Here is an 18,574-nt window from a genome sequence, read left to right as displayed (position 1 = left end):
TCGGTGGCGTCGGCGGGTACCGATGAGCTTCCACAACCCGGATCTGCCGTGGTCGGAACTGGAGCGGGCGCTCAGCGGCGAATCCACTCGGGGGCAACGTCGTACCCGCGACCGCGAGCGGCATCTGCACGTGGTGGACCCGCTGGCGGTGGAGGCCGACGGCGGCGATGCTCCCGCGCGGGCCGGTAGGCGTCCGTACCATCCGCCGCCCGCGACAGCCCGCCCGGACGATGCGGTGCCGTACGCCGAGCTGCACACGCACACCAACTTCAGCTTCCTCGACGGTGCCAGCCACCCGGAGGAGTTGGCCGAGGAGGCTGCCCGACTGGGGCTCACCGCGCTCGCGGTGACCGACCACGACGGTTTCTACGGCGTGGTGCGCTTCGCCGAGGCGGCCCGTGCCCTGCACCTGCCGACGGTCTTCGGCGCGGAGCTCTCCCTCGACCTGCCGGGCGTGCCCAACGGCGAGCCGGACCCGCCCGGGCGGCACCTGTTGCTGCTCGCCCACGGCCACGAGGGGTACGCCCGGTTGGCCGCCACCATCTCCCGGGCTCAGCTACGCGGTGGCGAGAAGGGCCGTCCGGTCTACGGGGAGTTGGCGGAGGTCGCGGCCGAGCTGCGGGACCACGTGCTGGTGCTCACCGGCTGCCGTAAGGGCCACGTGCCGGCCGCGCTGCTCACCGAGGGAGTCGACGCGGCGGCCCGGGAACTGGACCGGCTGACCGCGCTGTTCGGCGCGGAGATGGTCGCGGTGGAGCTGACCGACCACGGCCACCCGGTCGACACCGACCGCAACGACGCCCTCGCCGAGCTGGCGGAGGCCGCCGGGCTACCGACGGTGGCCACCAACAACGTGCACTACGCCACTCCGGGGCGGCGTCGGCTGGCCACCACCCTCGCCGCGGTCCGAGCCCGCCGTAGCCTGGACGAGATCGACGGCTGGCTACCCGCTGCCGGCACCGCTCACCTGCGCAGCGGCGCCGAGATGGCGGCCCGGTTCGCCGCCTATCCGGGGGCGGTGGCCCGAGCCGCCGAGTTCGGCGCGGAACTCGCCTTCGACCTACAGCTCGTGGCCCCGGCGCTACCGGCGTATCCGGTGGCGTCCGGGCACACCGAGATGAGCTGGCTGCGTCACCTCACGGCGCGGGGGGCACGTGAGCGCTACGGCCCGCCGGAGGCGCACCCCGAGGCGTACGCGCAGCTTGAACATGAGCTGAACATGATCGAGGAGCTGGGCTTTCCCGGCTACTTCCTGGTGGTCTACGACATCGTCACGTTCTGCCGTGAGCAGGACATCTACTGTCAGGGCCGCGGGTCGGCGGCGAACTCGGCGGTCTGTTACGCGTTACGGATCACCAACGTTGACGCGGTCCGCCACCGGCTGCTCTTCGAGCGCTTTCTCGCTCCGGAGCGGGATGGGCCACCAGACATTGACGTGGACATCGAGTCCTCCCGTCGAGAGGAGGTGATCCAACACGTCTACGCCCGGTACGGGCGGGAGCACACCGCTCAGGTGGCCAATGTCATCTCGTACCGCCCCCGGTCGGCGGTGCGGGACGTGGCGAAGGCGTTCGGATTCTCCCCCGGCCAGCAGGATGCCTGGAGTAAACGGATAGATCGGTGGGGTTCGGTCGCCGCGGCCGACGTCGAGGGCATCCCCGAACCGGTGGTGGCGTACGCCGACGCGGTGCAGACCTTTCCCCGGCATCTGGGCATCCACTCCGGTGGCATGGTGATCTGCGACCGGCCGGTGATCGAGGTGTGCCCGGTGGAGTGGGGGCGGATGCCCGGCCGGAGCGTGCTCCAGTGGGACAAGGACGACTGCGCCGCCGTCGGTTTGGTCAAGTTCGACCTGCTCGGTCTCGGCATGCTCGCCGCGTTGCACCACGGTTACGACCTGATCGGGGCACGGCTCGAGCTGGGTGACATGTCCCTGGACGACGCCGAGGTCTACGACATGCTCTGCCGGGCCGACGCGGTCGGGGTGTTCCAGGTGGAGAGCCGCGCCCAGATGGCCACCCTGCCCCGGCTCAAGCCCCGTTGCTTCTACGACCTGGTGGTGGAGGTGGCGCTGATCCGGCCGGGCCCGATCCAGGGCGGCTCGGTGCATCCGTACATCCGGCGTAAGAACGGCCAGGAGCCGGTCACCTTCCCGCATCCGCTGATGCGTAACGCGCTGGAGAAGACCTTGGGCGTGCCGCTGTTCCAGGAGCAGCTCATGCAGCTCGCCATCGACCTGGCCGGCTTCGACGCGGCCGAGGCGGACCAGCTGCGCCGGGCGATGGGGGCCAAACGGTCGGCGGAGCGGATGGCCCGGATCGCCGATCGGCTCTACGCCGGGATGGCCGAGCGGGGCATCACCGGTGAGCTGGCCGACGATGTCTTCCGCAAGCTCACCGCGTTCGCCAGCTACGGCTTCCCGGAGAGCCACGCGATGAGCTTCGCCTACCTGGTCTACGCCAGTTCCTGGCTCAAGCGGTACCACCCGGCACCGTTCCTGGCCGCGCTGCTGAACGCCCAGCCGATGGGGTTCTACTCGCCGCAGACCCTGGTGGATGACGCTCGTCGGCACGGGGTGGAGGTCCGTCGGCCGGATGTCAATGCCAGCGGTGCCGGGGCGGTCCTGGAGTCCACCCCGAACACCCGGTGGGGAAGCCAGCCGGGGGAGCCGCCGCACGAGTGGGGGCTGGGTGGTCCGGCGGTCCGGCTCGGGTTGGGCGGCGTGCGCACGCTCGGTGTGGAGGTGGCCGAGCGGATCGAGACCGAGCGGGCAGCGCGCGGGCCGTATGAGGACATGTCGGACCTGGCCCGGCGGACGGGTCTGACCGCCACGCAGTTGGAGGCGCTCGCCACCGCGGATGCCTTCGCGTGTTTCGGCGTGACCAGACGGCAGGCACTCTGGAGCGCCGGGGCGGCAGCCCAGGAGCATCCCGACCGCCTGCCCGGTACGGTGCCCGGCACGGTCGCGCCGATGTTGCCCGGGATGGCGGCGGTCGACCGTCTCGTCGCGGACGTCTGGGCGACCGGGCTGTCGCCGGAGAGTCATCCGGCCCGGTTCGTCCGGGACCAGCTCGACGCTCTGGGGGCGGTGCCGATCGCCCGGCTTGCGCTGGTGGAGCCGGGTCGGCGGATTCGGGTTGGTGGGATCGTCACCCACCGGCAGCGTCCGGCGACCGCGGGTGGGGTCACCTTCCTCAACCTGGAGGACGAGACGGGGATGCTCAACGTCACCTGTTCCCCCGGGCTGTGGCAGCGCTATCGGCAGGTGGCGAAGAACAGCGGGGGGCTGGTGGTCCGGGGTCTCCTCCGCCGGCACGAGGGGGTGATCAATCTCACCGCTGATCGACTGGACCCGATTGACCTCCAGGTTCGGTCGACCGCCCGTGACTTTAGATGATCGTCGAGTGATTCAGGTTACGGTTTTTCGCTCTGGGCGGCGGGAGACTCCATGCCCGCGCTGGCGACGTGGCCCGCGCGGTATCGAGGGGACGAACCGATGACGGGGAATCGCGCCCACCACGGTGGGGTGGCCAACACGAGCCGGACCCGGCTCGGTACCGGGTGGGTGCCCATCCATCACGCCGAGGCCCGGGAGTACGAGATCGTCGAGGGGCCGGTGGCGAACTCGGTGCGTTCGCGGCACGAGGAGGAGGCCGTCACCGGCGGCGAGTCCTGACCGGTCCCGAGTCCTGACCGGCCAGCCGTTCCGGACGGGACTGGACGTGGTGACTAGGCTGGTCGAGGTGGAGCAGACCCGAGGGCGGCTCGCTGGCCCGCCGCTGACCCCGCGTACCGCTGTCATCTGGTCGGTGCTGCGCGCCGAGCTTGACCGCCGTGCCGGCACTGACCTGACCGTACTCGACGTGGGTGGGGGCACCGGCGGCTTCGCGGTCCCGCTGGCCCTGGCTGGGCACCGGGTGACCGTCGTGGACGCCAACCCCGACGCGCTCGCCGCGCTGACCCGCCGCGCTGCTGAGGCCGGGGTTGCCGACCGGGTGCATGCGGTGCAGGGCGACGGTGATGCGCTCGCCGGGCTCGTGGAGCCGGCCAGCGTCGATTTGGTGCTCTGTCATGCCGTTCTGGAAGTGGTTGACGACCCGGCGGCGGTGGTCGCGGCACTGACCGGTGCGCTGCGCCCTGGCGGGGCCGCGAGCGCGTTGGTCGCCGGGCGGGCCGCCGCCGTGCTCGGTCGGGCCATGACCGGCCAACTCGATGTCGCCGCGCTCCTCGCCGCCGACTCCTCCGGAGCCGCCGGTCCCCGGGACACGCTGCGGCGGCGCTTCGCCGCCGATGAGGCGGCCGCGCTGCTCACGGCCGCCGGTCTGGCGGTCGAGGAGATCCACGGCGTACGCGTCCTCACCGACCTGCTGCCCGCCGCGGTCGCCGATGGCCAGCCCGCCGCCCTGCTGGAGCTGGAGTTGGCGCTCGCCGCCCAACCGCCCTGGCGGGACCTCGCCGCCCAGTTGCACCTGTTCGCCCGTCGGCAGGCATGACCGGCCCGCCGGAGCACACCCGCCTGCCGGGCATCCCGCCGCCGTGGGCCGGTGCCGGTTCGCCCGCCGGGACTGACTCCGGGGCGAGCGATCCGTACGGGATCCTCGCCCCCCGGTACGGCGTGGCGAGCCTCGCGGACATCCTGCCCGCCGCGCTCGCGGTGCTGGGAGTGCCCGGCGCGACCGACGTGCTGGGCCTGACCACCGTGCTCGACGGGGTACGCCGGATCGCCGTGCTGTTGGTGGATGGGCTCGGCTGGCAGCAGATCCCCACCGCCACGCCGTACGCACCGGTTCTGGCTGGGCTGACCGCAACCGCTGGCCGGCCGCTCACCTCCGGCTTTCCGTCCACCACCCCGACCAGCCTGGTGACCCTCGGTACGGGCACCGCCCCCGGCGCGCACGGCGTGCTCGGGTTCACCCTGCGGGTCCCCGGCACCGACCGAGTGCTCAACCACATCGACTGGGCCGGCGACCCGGAGCCGCTGCGCTGGCAACCCGTCCCCACCCAGCTGGAACGGGCCCGGGCCGCCCGGGTCCGGGTGACGGTGGTGAGCCGGCCCGAGTTCGGCGGGAGCGGCCTCACCCTGGCGGCCAATCGGGGTGGCGACTACCGGGGTGCGGCGGACGTTGACGAACTGGGTCGGGAGATGTTGGCCGCACTGGCGGCTGGCTCCGGGCCCACCCTGGTCTCTGGCTACCACCCCGACCTCGATCGGCACGGCCATCTCAGCGGGGTCGACTCGGCGCCGTGGCGCGCCGCCGCGGCCGATGTCGACCGGCTGCTGGCTCGTCTCGTGGAAGGGCTGCCGCCGGACGCGGCGTTGCTGGTTACCGCCGACCACGGTCAGCTCAACATTCCCCTCGAGCACCGGTTCGACCTGGACGCCGACCCGCGCCTGCGCGCCGGCGTGACGGTGGTGGCCGGCGAGCCCCGAGTTCGCTACCTGCACGTGCGGCCCGGCGCCCGGGACGACGTGGTGGCCACCTGGTCGGCCGTGCTCGGTGCCGCCGCCCGGGTAACCACCCGGGCGGAGCTGGTGGCGGCTGGCTGGTTCGGCCCGGTACCCGAGGAGCACCTGGGCCGAATCGGGGACGTGGTGGTGCTCTGCAACGGCGACTACGCCGTGCTGGCCACCCGGTCCGAGCCGCCGATGGCGAGTCGGCTGGTGGCCTACCACGGTTCGGACACCGCGGCGGAGATGACGATCCCACTGCTGGTGGTCCGGGGCTGAGCTGCGGTTGCGCTGCCGCGCCGCTGGCCGGGGCAGGGATATCCGCACTAGCCTTCCGGGTATGGGCCGCAGCCAGTCGTTGCCGCGCGGCGGCGACTCACGTTTCGGGCCGGACGCCGACGACTCCGGATGCCGTGTCCTGCACGTCGACATGGACGCGTTCTTCGCCGCTGTCGAGGTGTGCCGCCGGCCGGAGCTGCGCCGCCAGCCGGTCGTGGTCGGCGGGCTTGGGCCGCGGGGGGTGGTCAGCTCGGCGAGCTACCCGGCCCGACGGTACGGCGTCCGCAGCGCGATGCCGACCGCGCGGGCCCGGGCGCTCTGCCCGCACGCGGTCTTCCTGCCACCCGACTTCACCGCCTACACGACCGCCTCGCGCCGGGTCATGCAGATCTTCCGGGAGGTCACCCCGCTGGTCGAGCCCCTCTCCCTGGACGAGGCATTCCTCGACGTGGCCGGCGCCCAGCGGCTGTTCGGCCCGCCGTCGGCGATCGCCCGGCTGATTCGCGAGCGGGTGGCGACCGAGGTGGGGATCACCTGCTCGGTCGGGGTGGCGCCGAGCAAGTTCGTCGCGAAGCTTGGCTCGACGCGGGCCAAGCCGGACGGACTGCTGGTGGTTCCGACCGCGCGGGTGCTTGAGTTTCTGCACCCGCTGCCGGTAGAGGCACTCTGGGGGGTTGGGGAGCGGTCGGCCGAGACACTGCGTCGGCTCGGCCTGGTCACCGTCGGTGAGCTGGCGCAGGCGCCGGACGGGATGCTCCGCCGGGCGCTCGGCGCCGCCGCGGCCCGGCACCTGCACGAGCTGGCGTGGGGGCGGGACCCGCGGCGGGTCACCCCGGAGCGGGGGGAGAAGTCGGTCGGTGCGGAGGTGACGTTCGACGTTGACGTGACCGATCGGCGGGAGATCCGTCGGGCGCTGCTCGGCCTCGCCGAGAAGGTCGGTGCCCGGCTGCGCCGCGGTGGCCAGGTGGGGCGGACGGTGACGTTGAAGGTGCGGCTGGCCGATTTTCGTACCGTCAGCCGTTCCCGCAGCCTCGATGTCCCGACCGATGTCGGCCGGGAGATGTTCGACACTGCCTGGGCGCTTTACACCCTCCTCGACCCCGGGGAACCGATCCGGCTGGTCGGCGTCCGGGCCGAGCAGATCGTGCCCGCCCGGGACGCACCCCGGCAACTCGCCCTTGGTGAGCCGGCGCGGGGGTGGCGGGAGGCCGAACGCGCCGTTGACGCCGCCGCTGCCCGTTTCGGGCGTTCCGTCATCGGCCCAGCCAGTCTGTTGCGCCCCCGTGACCAGCAGCTGAAGGAAAATCAGCGCCGGCCATAGGTCGTCCCGCTTTCCGACGCGCGAGGGCCCTCGTAGACTTGTGGGTAAGCAGCTGGTTGGCTGCCACGGTCTGTCGGCCGCCCGGGCCGACCAACATGACCGGGGAGGAGTGCCGTGCCGCTCTCGGAGCACGAGCAGCGGCTGTTCGATCAGATCGAGCGGTCGCTTGCCGAGGACCCCAAGTTCGCCTCGGCCGTGCGCGCCAGCGACCCGCGTTTCCACGCGCGGCGTCGTCTGTTCATCGCTGCCGGCGTGGTTGTCGTCGGCCTGTCCCTGCTGGTCTACGGCGCGGTGATCAAGACCCCGCCGCTGGCGGTGGCGGGTTTCGTCGTCATGTTGGCCGCGTTGGGCTTCGGGGCGCAGTCGCACCGGCGGTCGCAGTCCCCCGACCTGCATGTCGTGGGTGGGACGACGACAACGCGCCGCCGGCCCCGTGGGCGGTCGGGGCGTAGACCGTCAATCCTGGACCGGATGGAGGACCGGTGGCGGCAGCGCCCGGAGGGGCGCCGTTGAGCCCTTGACCGTCCCGCCCCAACCGGTGCTCCCGGTTGGGGCGGGTGTGTCAACGGGGGCGGCGGTTGACGAGCAGCCGGCGCGGGCTCCAGCGTAGGGTCACGGCCCGGAACCGACCGTAGGAAGACGTCAGGCGGGTGAGGGCGGCAGCGGCGGCCGCCCGCCAACGCAGCAGCACCGACGAGGGCAGGGCTGCCGCCAGCAGGCGCGTGCGGCGGTCGGATCCTGCCACGAGCGCGGCCCGGACCCGGCGCAGAGCTGGCAGTAGCGGCTCCCCGGGATGCGGATCGCGGGCGTAGCGGGCGAGCTCCTCGGCCCGGCCCAGCAGCCGTACCGCCGACTTGGCCTCGCTGTCCGTACGGAAGGTGTCGCGGGCGAGCCGGCTGGCGGTGGCGCGCGGCGTCTCCGCCCCGTTGATCCGTTGCCGGAAGTCCACCAACGTGTCCAGCAACTCGTCCCAGGCCGCGTGCGCGTCGGCCCGTGCCCGGTCCGCGTCGGCCAGCACCACCATGCGGTGGTCGCCCGAAGGTATCCCGCCCGCGGCCACCCCGGCCGACGGCGTCCGTCTGCCACCGCGCCGTCGGCGTAGGGCGGACCGCTGTAGTGCCGGCGCGGTGAGCAGCACGAGCAGGGCCGCTGCCCCGACAGCCCACCAGAGCCAGGAGGATCCGGGCCGGGTGGGGGTGCTGGTGCCGTTCGGCAGCCCTGACAACTCCCCCTCCAGCCCTTCTTGCAGCTGGTTCTGACTCGTCCCGGAATCGGAGCCCGCCGGCCCCGCTGACGCGCTCGGCCCCGGGGCGACCTCCTCCTCCACCTCCAGATCGGGGGCCCAGTCGGAGCGGACGGCCCCCGGTACGCCATATGCGGGAGTAGCGTCGAACGGAACCCAGCCGAACCCGTCGAAGTAGACCTCGGTCCAGGCATGCAGGTTGCGGTTGGTCAACACGTAGGTGTCCCCGTCGGAGTTGCCGCCGGTGGTGAACCCGAAGGCGACCCGTGCCGGAATGTCGGCGGCCCGGACCAACCACGCCATCGCGGCGGCGTACTGCTGACAGAACCCGACCTTGTTGGTGAGGAAGTCGACGATCTCCGCACCGCTGGTGCCTCCCTCGGTGCTGAGGGCGTAGCTGAACCCGTTCTCCGTGGCGAAGTGGTCATAGATGGCCCGCACCTTGTCGTACTCGGTGCGTTGGCCCTGGGTCAGCTCGTCCACCAACGCCTCCACCTCGGGCACCGCCGGCGTGACCGTCTGGAGGCGGAGGCTGTGCTCGGCCGGGAGCGGGCCGGCCTGCCGCAGGGCGGTCGGCGAGTAGGTCGACCGCACGTACTCGAACTCGAAGCGTTTGCCCGACGAACGCTCCCGGTTGGAGAAGAGGACCTGTTGGTTCGGGTCGAAGGACCAGCTGCCGTCCAGCTTGAACTGCACCGGCTCGGGGTACACCGGCAGCAGCGGCATGTCGAAACTCTCCGTCACCTCGACCGTCGCCTGGTAGCGGGTGCGGGTGATTTCCGCCCGGTCCGGCACGGTCGGGCGGAAATCCCGGTTGACCGGTATACCACTGAGAGACCGGGCCTGGAAGCCACCGCTTCGCAACTGGTCGGCAGTGCCGAACCGTAGATAGGGCGGGGATGGCTCATTGGTGGTCACCTTCACCATGTCGGTGATTTCGCCCTGGTTGAGCTGGCCTTGGAGGGCCGAGAAGAGGTCGACCTGGCCGGTTGTGCCCCGGCCCGATCCGCCCGTGCCGTCCCCGGCGCCGGCGCCGAGCGTGCTGAGTAGGCCGCTGGTCATCCCCGGCACCGCCAGCGGCAGCAGGACCGCGACCGCGACCCCCACCGCCGCGAGCCGGCGACCGGCGGCGGCAAGCGGGGATGCCTCCCACACGTCCACCCCCCGGCCGTCGCCGCTGAATCGCCGGCCGAACCGGCGGACCCGGTCGACGTTGTCGGCGGCCAACAGCCACAGGTAACCGGCCGCGCCGACGGCGAACGGCACCGGAGGGACGCTGTTCACGTAGACGGCCACCGGAACCGAGTAGATGGCCAGCATCGGCAGGCCGGCGAGTGCGGGCCGGCGCAGCCCGACCGCCAACAGGTCAACCAGCACGGCGACCCCGCCGATACCGAGTACGGTGACGAACAGCATCGGGTCGGTGTCGGGCACCTTTACCCGATAGCTGCGCATGTCTACCAGCGACGCCTCCGCCAGCGCCCCGAAGTGCCCGATGGTGGCCGGGGTCGGCACCACGCCCAGCAACTCGGTGCCCGCGGGGAACAGCCAGGTCAGGGCGAGTAGCAGGCCACCGAGCATGGCCAGCACCTGCCCCCACAGCGGGGCCCGACCCAATCGGGCCACCGCGGCCACCGCGGCCACCGCGGCGACGGTGATGGTCGACTGGACCAGCCAGGTCCAGCGGTCGAAGATCGCCGACAACGGCGCCGCGGCGAGTAGTGTCGCGGCCGCGGCGACCAAGCCCAGGTTCCGGTGGGAGATCATGTGCGCGGCCTCCGGTTCATCGTCTGCTCGCCACGGTCTCGGCCGATGCGGCCCGGACAGCGAAGCCCTGTGCGCCCCGGCCGGCCTGCGGCCACAGGGCCGGTAGCTGGGAGCCATGGTCCACGCCGATCACTCGCCAGCCACTTCGGACCAGCGCAAGCGCGGCGGTGGCGTGCGCGTCGTCGGCCTCGGCCCGGGCATTGGCCGGCAGGGTCAGCCAGGTGGAGCTGTTCTGCAGAAACGCCACGCAGGTAGCGCCGTTGCCGCGTAGCGCGGCCAGTAGCTCGGCCTCGACGGTGCTGAGCGTCCCGAACAGGCCGATGATCAGACCATCGCCGACGTGTTGCCGAACCTCCCGGATCAGCGTGGCGATCTCGGTCCGCTGGTCGAGGCGGGCGTCGGCGAGGTTGTCCAGGAGGAGCCCGTGCCCGCTCGCCTCCGTCGCGTCGATGCCCGTACCGGAGCCGGTGAGCAGCCGTAGCCGGTAGCCGCTTTGCCGCAGGTGCATGGCGATGCTCGCGGCGGCGGAGACCGCCCACTCGAAGCTGGCCGTCGGCCCGTCACCACAGTGCCCGTACGCCCGGGTGTCCAGCAGCACGGTGGCGCGGCTTTCCCAGGGTTGCTCCTCGCGGCGGACCATCAGCTCACCGGTGCGTGCGGTGGACTTCCAGTGCACCCGCCGTAGGTCGTCGCCCAACCGGTACTCCCGGGTCGCCGCATCGTCCTCGCCGTGCACCGCGACCGACCGGGCCCGGCTGTCGCCGCTACCCGCGTACTCGCTGGGAAGTCGGACTGTGGGCAGGGGCGTGGCCTGCGGGACGACCGTCAGCTGGTCAGTGCTGGGGAAGGCGCGGGTCACCTCGCACAGACCGAATGGGTCGGTCATCCGGACCACCAGTGGGCCGATCTGGTATCGGCCGCGTACGTCGGCCCGCACCGTGTACGCCACCGAGCTGGCCTGCTGCGCGCCGAGCCGGTCCAACACGACCCGGGGCCGGCTGCCCAGCGCGTACGGCAGTCGGTCCTCCAGCAGGAGCGTACCGGTGGGCAGGCGGGACAGGTTCTGGAGGCGCAGCACCACCCGGGAGCTGGTGCTGACCGGTACCCGCTCTGGTTCCAGCGACCGATTGCAGGCCAACTTGTACCGGCTACGGCCGACGTAGAATGCGGCCAACACTGGCAGGACCGCGAGCAGCGCCGCCACCCGGAGCAGATCCCGTTCGCCGAGGATGGCGGCCGAGATCCCCGCCGCGACCGCCGCGGCGAGGAACGACCGGCCCCGCGTGGTCAGCCCGTGCAGCCCGTCGCGCACCCTCACACCCTCCGCGGCTCGTACGACACCCGGCCGCTGTCGGTGGCGGGCCGGGTGTCGTACGACGAACGCCGGCGCTCCTGCGGCAGCGGTAGCCGGTGCACCAGATCGGAGACGATCGTGTCGGTGGTGCGTCGGGCCAGCTGGGCGTCGGCGGTCGGAATGATTCGGTGCGCCAGCACCGGTACGGCCAGCACCTGCAGATCGTCGGGGAGGACATAGTCGCGCCCCTCGAGCGCGGCGACCGCGCGGGCGGTGCGCAGCAACTGGAGAGTCGCTCGGGGCGACGCGCCGAGGCGGAGGTCGGGAGCCTCGCGGGTGGCGGTGACCAGCTCCACCGCGTAGCGCTTGAGGGCGTCGGCGACGTGCACCTGCCGGACGTGGGTGATGAGTCGGTTCACGGTGCTGGCGTCGGAGACCGGCCGCAGCGACTCCAGCGGGTCGGTGGCGCCATGCCCGTCGAGCATCGCCAGCTCGGCCTCGACGTCCGGGTACCCCATCGCGATCCGGGCGGTGAAGCGGTCGCGCTGGGCTTCCGGCAGCGGGTAGGTGCCCTCCATCTCGATCGGGTTCTGGGTCGCGACCACCATGAACGGTGTCTGCAGCGGGTAGGTTATGCCGTCTACGGTGACTTGCCGCTCCTCCATGCACTCCAACAGCGCGGACTGGGTCTTCGGCGAGGCCCGGTTGATCTCGTCGCCGACCACCAGGTTGGCGAAGACAGCGCCGGGACGGAACTCGAAGTCGCGCGTCTCCTGGTTGTAGACGCTGACCCCGGTGACGTCGCTGGGTAGCAGGTCGGGGGTGAACTGGATACGGCGTACCGAGCAGTCGATCGAGCGCGCCAGTGCCTTGGCCAGCTTGGTCTTGCCGACCCCGGGGACGTCCTCGATCAGCAGGTGGCCCTCGGCGAGCAGAACGGCGAGGGCGAGTTGCACGGTGGCGGTCTTACCCTCAATGACCTGTTCGATGTTCGCCACGATCGCGTCACCGACGGCGCAGAACTCATCGTGTGGCAGCAGACCGCCCACCTCGTCCCAGGTCTGTTGGGTCACGAACGTCCTCCTCGTCGCCTCGGCGGCAGCTCCGTCCGGAGCGGCTGGACCCGCCGTTGGGTTCGCGCGGTCCCGCACACGCCTCGTCTGCCGCAGAAATCTCACTGGCCTCTCAGGCTAGCGAGGTTTGACACCGCAGCCGACCGTCACCGGCGTTCCATCGCATACGTCCGGATTATTCGTCCGTCGGGGGGAGGTGTCGATAGGGCGCCGGACGGGTAGTAGTCCGCAGCCCCGACCCGGTCGGTGGAGTAGGGAGAAGGCGATGGCAGCCGTGGCGGTGCCGGGGGTTCGTGGGCGACACCGGTACGGCTGCTGCGGGCCGGCATGATCCTCGCTGTCGTCCTCGGTGGGCAGTTCCTCCTCGCCGCCGTGGCGCCGGTGCTGACCTGGTGGTTGGGGCGCAACGCCGGCTACCTGCTCGCCGTCGGCTACCTGGCCGGGGCGGGTCTGCTCCTCTCCCAGCGTCCACTCCTGCTCGCCGACCAGGCCGTCATCCTCTCCTGGCCGTGGCTACCGTCGCTCGGGGTCTACGCGGAGCTGCGGATGGATGCACTCAGCCTCATCTTCGCCCTGCTGGTGTTGGGAGTGGGCGCGTTCGTCATGGCGTACTGTCCGCGCTACCTGAGCCCGGACAGCCGGCACACCCGGGTGTACGTGACGATGACCCTGTTCGCCGGGGCGATGCTGGGTCTGGTGCTCGCCGACGACTTGCTGCTGCTGTTCGCCTTCTGGGAACTGGCCAGCATCCTGTCGTTCGTTCTCATCGGGCAGGACGGTCGCCGGCAGGCCCGTGGGCCGGCGATCCAGGCCCTCGTCGTCACCACCACCGGTGGGGTGGCGCTGCTGGTGGCGGTGGTCGTGCTGACCGCGAGCCTCGGCACCAGCGACCTCCATCTGATCCTGGCTGATCCGGGCCGGCTGGCGACCGGACCCGCCTGGGCCGCGGGTGCCCTGGTGATCTTCGCAGCGATCACGAAGTCGGCGCAGGTGCCGTTCCATTTCTGGTTGCCCGGTGCCATGGTCGCCCTCACCCCGGTCAGCGCCTATCTGCACGCCGCCACGCTGGTGAAGGCGGGCATCTACCTGCTGATGCGCTTCTCGGCGCTGTTTGGCGGACAGTGGCCGTGGGACCTGACGTTGATCGGCCTCGGGCTGCTCACCGCGATCGTCGGCGCGGTGTTGGCGCTCCGCCAACACGATCTCAAGGCCCTGCTCGCGTACTCCACGGTGAGCCAGCTCGGCCTGCTGGTCAGCGTCATCGGCGTCGGCACGCCCGCCTCGGACGCGGCGGCGATCCTGTACACGATCGCGCACGCCCTGTTCAAGGCGACGCTGTTCATGCTGGTGGGAATCATCGACCGGCAGGCGGGCAGCCGGGACATCCGGGCCCTGTCCGGGTTGCGGCGGGCGATGCCGATCACCGTGACGCTTACCGTGTTGGCGGCCATGTCGCTGGCTGGTCTGCCGCCGACGATCGGCTTTGTCGGCAAAGAGGCGATCTTCGAGGCCCTCATCACGGTGGACGAGGTGCCCTGGCTCGGGTGGATCGCCGCCGGCCTGGCGGTGCTCGCCGCGACGCTCACCTTCGCGTACGCCGCGCGGCTGGTCCATGGTGTCCTCTCCGGCCCTACCCGGCAGCGTGAGCTGCACGAACCGGCCTGGTCGTTCCTGGCGCCGGCAGCTGTCGCGGCGCTCCTCGCCACCGCTCTCGGCCCGGCCGTCGCCCTCCTCAGCCCGATGGTCGAGCGGGCCGCCAGCGATGCCCGGCCCCAGGGGCCGGCGCCCTACCTGGCCTTCTGGCATGGCTTTACCCCGGCGCTCGGGCTCTCCGCGCTCACCGTCCTGCTCGGGACGCTGCTGTTCTGGTACCGGCGCCGGATCGATCCGGTGCTCGCGGAGATACCGACCACCCCACCGTTCACCGGCTACCTCGAGCGGTGGCGGCGTGCCCTGGTGCGCTTCGGGGCGGTCGTCGCCCGACCCGCCCAGGTCACGGCTCCGGCTCCCTACCTGGCCCGGCCGCTGCTGGCCGTGGTGGCGCTGGCGGCCGTCGCCGGGCTGCTCCTCGGTCCGCTGCCCACCCGGCATCCGGACGCCACCCGACCGGGGGACTGGCTCGTGCTCGGGCTGCTGCTGGTCGCCCTCGCCGGCCTGCTGACCACCCGGTCGGCGCTCGCGGCGGTCGCGCTGACCGGCGCGGTCGGCCTGATCCTGGCAGCCTGGTTCCTCAGCACGGGCGCCCCGGACGTGGCGCTCACCCTGATGCTGGTCGAGGTGCTCACCACGGTGGTGGTCATGCTCGCCCTGCGGGGCCGGCCCGGCCGGTTGGTCGCGCCGGGCCGACGAGTGGGGATAGTCGCCGGCGCCGGGTTGGCGGTGCTCGCCGGGGTGGCGGCGGCGGTGGCGACCGCGGCGTTGACCGGCCGCCGGGACCTGTCGCCCGCCGGTGACTGGTACCTGCGGGAGGCGTCCGCGGCCACCGGTGGGCAGAACCTGGTCAACACCATCCTCGTCGACTTCCGGGCCCTGGACACCCTCGGCGAGGCGGTCGTACTCGCGGTGGTCGCGGTTGGGCTGATCGGGCTCGCCCGGCCGGCCAGAGCCGTACGGCAGCGCCCCGACGCCGTACGGCAGCACCCCGACGCCGTACGGCACGCGGTCGATCCGGTGCTCGAGCTGGCGTACCGCGTGCTGGCCCCGGTCATGCTCGTCGCCTCCGCGGTGTTGTTCCTCCGCGGCCACCAGGAGCTCGGGGGCGGGTTCATCGCCGCGCTGCTCGCCGGTACCGCGGTCGGACTCGGCCACCTGGCGCACCCCGCGGGAGCGCCGCTGCTGGGCCGCCTCCGGGGCGCGCCACTGCTCACTGCCGGCCTGCTACTGGCGCTGGTCGTGGGTTTGGCGCCGGTGGCTGTGGGGCGGGCCTTCCTGACCCCGGTCAAGCTCCCGTTGCCCGGCGTCGGTTCGGTGTCGTCGGCTCTCCTGTTCGACCTGGGGGTTTACCTGATGGTGCTGGCCCTAGTCGTGGCGGCGGTCCGTCGACTGGACAGCGCGCCCGCCGGCCCGGCGCCCGGGCCGGTTCGGGAGTGGGTCCGATGAGCGGGCCGCTGATCGTCGGGGTGCTGGTGGCGGCCGGTGTCTTCCTCCTGCTCCGCCCCGGGCAGCTGCGGCTGGTGCTCGGCTTCGTGCTGCTCGGGCACGCGGTGAACGTGCTCCTGCTGGCCGCTGGTGGGCTGCACCGGCGGGAGCCGCCGGTTGACGGCGGTGGCCCGGAGAGCGCCGACCCGCTGCCCCAGGCATTCATCCTGACCGCCATCGTGATCACCTTCGGTATCACCGTCTACCTGCTGCGGCTGCTGCGCCGCGCCGCCCGGCGGGGGAGCCGCCCACCGGAGACGTGGGACGGGGAGGCGCGGTGAGCATCCTGTTGATTGTTCCGGTGGCGGGTCCGCTCCTCGCCGCCGCCGCGCTGCTCGCTCTTCCGGACCGGCTGCTGCTGCGCCGGGTGGTGGCGCTGCTTGCTACGGCGGCCGTCATCGCGGTGGGCGTCGTCCTGCTGGTGGCGACCTCCGGCGGCGAGGTTCCGGTGCTCCGGGTCGGGGACTGGCCGCCGGTTGTCACGATCACCTTGGCGGCCGACCCCCTGAGCGCGTTGCTGGTCACGGTCTCGGCGATGGTGGTGCTGGCCTGCCTGGTGGCCGCCGCCGGGACCGGGGATGACCGCCAGCGGGCCTTCCTGCCGCTGACGATGGTGCTGTCGGCGGGGGCGTACGGCGCCTACCTCACCACCGATCTGTTCAACCTGTTCGTGCTGGTCGAGGTCATGCTCGTTCCGTCCTACGTGCTGCTGGCGCTCTCCGGCGGGCCGGGGCGTGCCGGCGCGGGCCGGGTGTACATCGCCACCAGCCTGCTCGGCTCCACGATCCTGCTGGCCGGTGTCGGACTGCTCTACGGGGTCACCGGTACGGTCGGGCTCGCGGACCTCGCCGGTATCGCCCGGGAGGTCCCCGCCGCCGCGGCCGCCGGCGGTGTCGTGCTGCTGGCGTTCGCGCTCAAGGGCGCACTCGTGCCGCTGCACGACTGGCTGCCCCGCGCCTACCCGGTCGCGTCACCGGTGGTCGTCGCGCTCTTCTCCGGTCTGCTCACCAAGGTGGGGCTGTACGCGATCATCCGGATCTACGCCGTGTTGTACGGCGGCGACCCGGCGTACCACCCGTTGCTGGTGGCGGTGGCGCTGGCGTCCATGGTGATCGGGGTGCTCGGCGCGATCGGCGTCGGTTCGATGCGGAAGGTGCTGGCCTTTCACATGGTGAGCCAGATCGGGTACGTGCTGCTCGGGTTGGCCCTGTTCACCGCCGCGAGTCTCGCCGCCGCCATCTTCTACCTGGCCCAGTACGTGCTGGTGAAGGCGGCACTGTTTCTGTGCGCGGCGGTGGTGGCGGCCACCCGCGGTACCGACCGGTTGAGTCGGCTGGGTGGGCTGGCCTCGTCCAGCCCGCTGCTCGCGTTGGCCTTCGGCGTCGCCGCCCTGTCACTGGCCGGTCTACCCCCGTTCGGCGGGTTTCTCGCCAAGTTTCTGGTGCTGCGGGCCGCAAACGAGGTCGGTGACTGGCTCGTGCTGACGGTGGCGGTGTTGGTCAGCCTGGTGACGCTGCTGTCGATGCTGAAGATCTGGGGTGTCGCGTTCTGGGGTGAGGTGCCGCGAGCGGCCCGGGAGCGAACCGCCCGCCCCGGTCTGGCGCTGCTGGGACCGCCGTTGGCGCTCGGCGGGTGCGCGCTGCTGCTCGGGCCGTTGGGCGGGCCGCTGCTGCAGGTGGCCGACGACGCCGCGGCGGGGCTGCTGGAGCCGGCCGGGTATGTGCGGGCGGTGAGCGGCCGATGAGCGGCGTGCTGCGGCGGCCGATGAGCGGCGTGGTGCGGCGGCCGATGAGCGGCGTGCTGCGGCGGCCGGTGAGCGGCGTGGTGCGGCGGGCGGTGAGCGGGCAGTGAGCGGTGGGGTGGGCCGGGCAGTGGGTGACGTGGTGCGGCGGGCCGCGGCCCGGATGGCGCGGATCGTGGGGTTCCTGGCCTGGTTCACGGGTCGGCTGGTGCAGGCGAACCTGGTGGTGGCCCGGGAGATCGTCACTCCGGGCCTGGGGCTGCAGCCCGCGGTGGTTCGGGTTCCGCTGCGCGCCCGGACCGACTCCGAGGTGGCTCTGCTCACGCTCTTCGTCACCCTGACCCCGGGCACCCTCGCGCTGGCGGTACGGCGGGACCCGCGGGTGATGTGGGTGCACGGCATGTACGCCGACGACGCGCCGGCGTTTCGCCGCGCCGTGGCGGAGCTGGAGGGGCGGCTGTTGGCTGCCGTCCGGCCGGTCGGCGGCGGCCGGACCGGTGGTGAGGGAGGTGGGTGACGGATGTTCCTGCTCGACGTGGTGCTGGTGGTGCTCGCCCTGTCGATGACCGTGGTGCTCGGCCGATTGATCGTCGGCCCCACTGACGCCGACCGTGCGGCCGCGCTCGACCACGGCTTCTTCGTGTTCCTGGCAGCGGTGGCGGTGTTGGCGGTGCGGTTGGACGCGCCCGGGCTGCTGGACCTGGTCCTCACCGGCACCCTGGTCAGCTTCTTGGCCACGGTCGCGTTGGCCCGTCTGGTGCATCGGCGGCGGCCATGATTCGCATGCTGGTCGCCTCCGCGCTGCTGGTCATCGGCGCCGGCCTGATCGTGATCAGCTCCGTCGGGCTGATCCGACTGCCCGATGTCTACAACCGGATGAACGCCGTCGCGAAGTCCGGCAGCCTGGGCCTGATCTGCGTCCTGCTGGCGGTGGTGGTGTTGCTGCCCGACCCCCGGACGGTGCTGGTGGGACTGGTCGCCATCGGGCTGCAGCTCGTCTCGGCGCCGGTCGGCGGGTACGCCCTGGCCCGAGCCGCCTATCGGGCGGGTAGCCCGCTGGCCGACAGCACGCGCTACGACGAACTCGGCGGGCGGGTCCAGCGGCACGCCGGCGGCCGGGCCGGAGATGACCGCTCCGGGCCGGACGGTCCCGGGAATGACCGGTCCCGGGCACGCCGGCGGCCGGGCCGGAGATGACCGCTCCGGGCCGGACGGGTCCGGGGCGGACCGGCTCGGGTGGCCGCGGGCGCGCTCCCGGGGGTCGGCGGG

At 72.3% G+C, this 18,574-nt stretch carries 14 protein-coding genes and 1 pseudogene; 12 read left to right on the top strand and 3 right to left on the bottom strand.

Annotated elements, in window-relative coordinates; all coding sequences use genetic code 11:
• The first annotated feature begins 22 nt into the window (after window positions 1-22).
• The 6 genes from T398_RS07055 to T398_RS07030 all read left to right on the top strand — a co-directional run bounded on the left by T398_RS07055 (window position 23) and on the right by T398_RS07030 (window position 7,562).
• Window positions 23-3,397, top strand: a complete 3,375-nt coding sequence (locus T398_RS07055; protein ID WP_496445549.1) for an error-prone DNA polymerase — start codon at window positions 23-25, stop codon at window positions 3,395-3,397.
• A 99-nt stretch (window positions 3,398-3,496) separates the two neighbouring features.
• Window positions 3,497-3,676 (top strand): hypothetical protein, encoded by a 180-nt coding sequence (locus T398_RS07050; RefSeq protein ID WP_496445548.1) that lies wholly within the window; start codon window positions 3,497-3,499, stop codon window positions 3,674-3,676.
• A gap of 46 nt (window positions 3,677-3,722) precedes the next feature.
• Window positions 3,723-4,493, top strand: coding sequence for a class I SAM-dependent methyltransferase (locus T398_RS07045; RefSeq protein ID WP_496445547.1), 771 nt, complete (start codon window positions 3,723-3,725; stop codon window positions 4,491-4,493).
• Complete coding sequence (locus T398_RS07040) at window positions 4,490-5,728, top strand: alkaline phosphatase family protein (RefSeq protein WP_496445546.1); 1,239 nt, start codon at window positions 4,490-4,492, stop codon at window positions 5,726-5,728. Before T398_RS07045 ends, T398_RS07040 begins: the two co-directional genes overlap by 4 nt.
• A 61-nt stretch (window positions 5,729-5,789) precedes the next feature.
• Window positions 5,790-7,049, top strand: a complete 1,260-nt coding sequence (locus tag T398_RS07035) for a DNA polymerase IV (RefSeq protein WP_496445545.1) — start codon at window positions 5,790-5,792, stop codon at window positions 7,047-7,049.
• Between the two features lie 114 nt (window positions 7,050-7,163).
• Complete coding sequence (locus tag T398_RS07030) at window positions 7,164-7,562, top strand: SCO2097 family morphological protein (RefSeq protein ID WP_496445544.1); 399 nt, start codon at window positions 7,164-7,166, stop codon at window positions 7,560-7,562.
• A gap of 49 nt (window positions 7,563-7,611) precedes the next feature.
• Here the strand turns inward: T398_RS07030 and T398_RS07025 are convergent, their stop codons facing one another.
• Genes T398_RS07025 through T398_RS07015 form a run of 3 tightly spaced genes read right to left on the bottom strand, consistent with a single transcriptional unit; the run spans window position 7,612 to window position 12,426 of the window.
• Entirely contained in the window at window positions 7,612-10,059 is a 2,448-nt protein-coding gene (locus T398_RS07025; protein ID WP_496445543.1) for a transglutaminase TgpA family protein, read from the bottom strand.
• Window positions 10,060-10,075: 16 nt separating this feature from the next.
• Window positions 10,076-11,371 (bottom strand): DUF58 domain-containing protein, encoded by a 1,296-nt coding sequence (locus tag T398_RS07020; RefSeq protein ID WP_496445542.1) that lies wholly within the window; start codon window positions 11,369-11,371, stop codon window positions 10,076-10,078.
• Between the two features lie 2 nt (window positions 11,372-11,373).
• Entirely contained in the window at window positions 11,374-12,426 is a 1,053-nt protein-coding gene (locus T398_RS07015) for an AAA family ATPase (RefSeq protein ID WP_496445541.1), read from the bottom strand.
• A gap of 327 nt (window positions 12,427-12,753) precedes the next feature.
• Between T398_RS07015 and mbhE the strand changes: the two genes are divergently transcribed.
• From mbhE to mnhG, 6 genes and pseudogenes are all read left to right on the top strand, one after another.
• Window positions 12,754-15,525: a hydrogen gas-evolving membrane-bound hydrogenase subunit E gene (mbhE, locus tag T398_RS07010; RefSeq protein ID WP_496445540.1), complete on the top strand. Its 2,772-nt coding sequence runs from the start codon at window positions 12,754-12,756 to the stop codon at window positions 15,523-15,525.
• A complete protein-coding gene (locus T398_RS07005) occupies window positions 15,522-15,845 on the top strand; it encodes a sodium:proton antiporter (RefSeq protein ID WP_496445539.1) in 324 nt (107 codons plus the stop codon). Before mbhE ends, T398_RS07005 begins: the two co-directional genes overlap by 4 nt.
• Window positions 15,824-17,308, top strand: a complete 1,485-nt coding sequence (locus tag T398_RS07000; protein ID WP_496445538.1) for a monovalent cation/H+ antiporter subunit D family protein — start codon at window positions 15,824-15,826, stop codon at window positions 17,306-17,308. Before T398_RS07005 ends, T398_RS07000 begins: the two co-directional genes overlap by 22 nt.
• Window positions 17,309-17,411: 103 nt before the next feature.
• Window positions 17,412-17,822, top strand: coding sequence for a Na+/H+ antiporter subunit E (locus T398_RS06995; RefSeq protein WP_496445537.1), 411 nt, complete (start codon window positions 17,412-17,414; stop codon window positions 17,820-17,822).
• 3 nt (window positions 17,823-17,825) lie between these two features.
• Window positions 17,826-18,083 carry an MrpF/PhaF family protein gene (locus T398_RS06990; RefSeq protein WP_496445536.1) on the top strand — a complete coding sequence of 86 codons (258 nt, stop codon included), beginning with the start codon at window positions 17,826-17,828 and terminating at the stop codon, window positions 18,081-18,083.
• Window positions 18,080-18,435 (top strand): annotated as a pseudogene (mnhG, locus tag T398_RS06985) (monovalent cation/H(+) antiporter subunit G). Before T398_RS06990 ends, mnhG begins: the two are co-directional and overlap by 4 nt.
• Window positions 18,436-18,574 lie beyond the last annotated feature (139 nt).

Source organism: Salinispora goodfellowii, assembly GCF_059570675.1.
Note: the sequence above shows the minus strand (reverse complement) of the source record. Positions and strands in the feature narration are given on the sequence as shown.

Coding starts and splice junctions, on each gene's coding strand:
- T398_RS07050 (WP_496445548.1), top strand. CDS start 3,497: ATGACGGGGAATCGCGCCCACCACGGTGGGGTGGCCAACACGAGCCGG.
- T398_RS07035 (WP_496445545.1), top strand. CDS start 5,790: ATGGGCCGCAGCCAGTCGTTGCCGCGCGGCGGCGACTCACGTTTCGGG.
- T398_RS07025 (WP_496445543.1), bottom strand. CDS start 10,059: ATGATCTCCCACCGGAACCTGGGCTTGGTCGCCGCGGCCGCGACACTA.
- T398_RS07040 (WP_496445546.1), top strand. CDS start 4,490: ATGACCGGCCCGCCGGAGCACACCCGCCTGCCGGGCATCCCGCCGCCG.
- T398_RS06990 (WP_496445536.1), top strand. CDS start 17,826: ATGTTCCTGCTCGACGTGGTGCTGGTGGTGCTCGCCCTGTCGATGACC.
- T398_RS07005 (WP_496445539.1), top strand. CDS start 15,522: ATGAGCGGGCCGCTGATCGTCGGGGTGCTGGTGGCGGCCGGTGTCTTC.
- T398_RS07055 (WP_496445549.1), top strand. CDS start 23: ATGAGCTTCCACAACCCGGATCTGCCGTGGTCGGAACTGGAGCGGGCG.
- mbhE (WP_496445540.1), top strand. CDS start 12,754: ATGATCCTCGCTGTCGTCCTCGGTGGGCAGTTCCTCCTCGCCGCCGTG.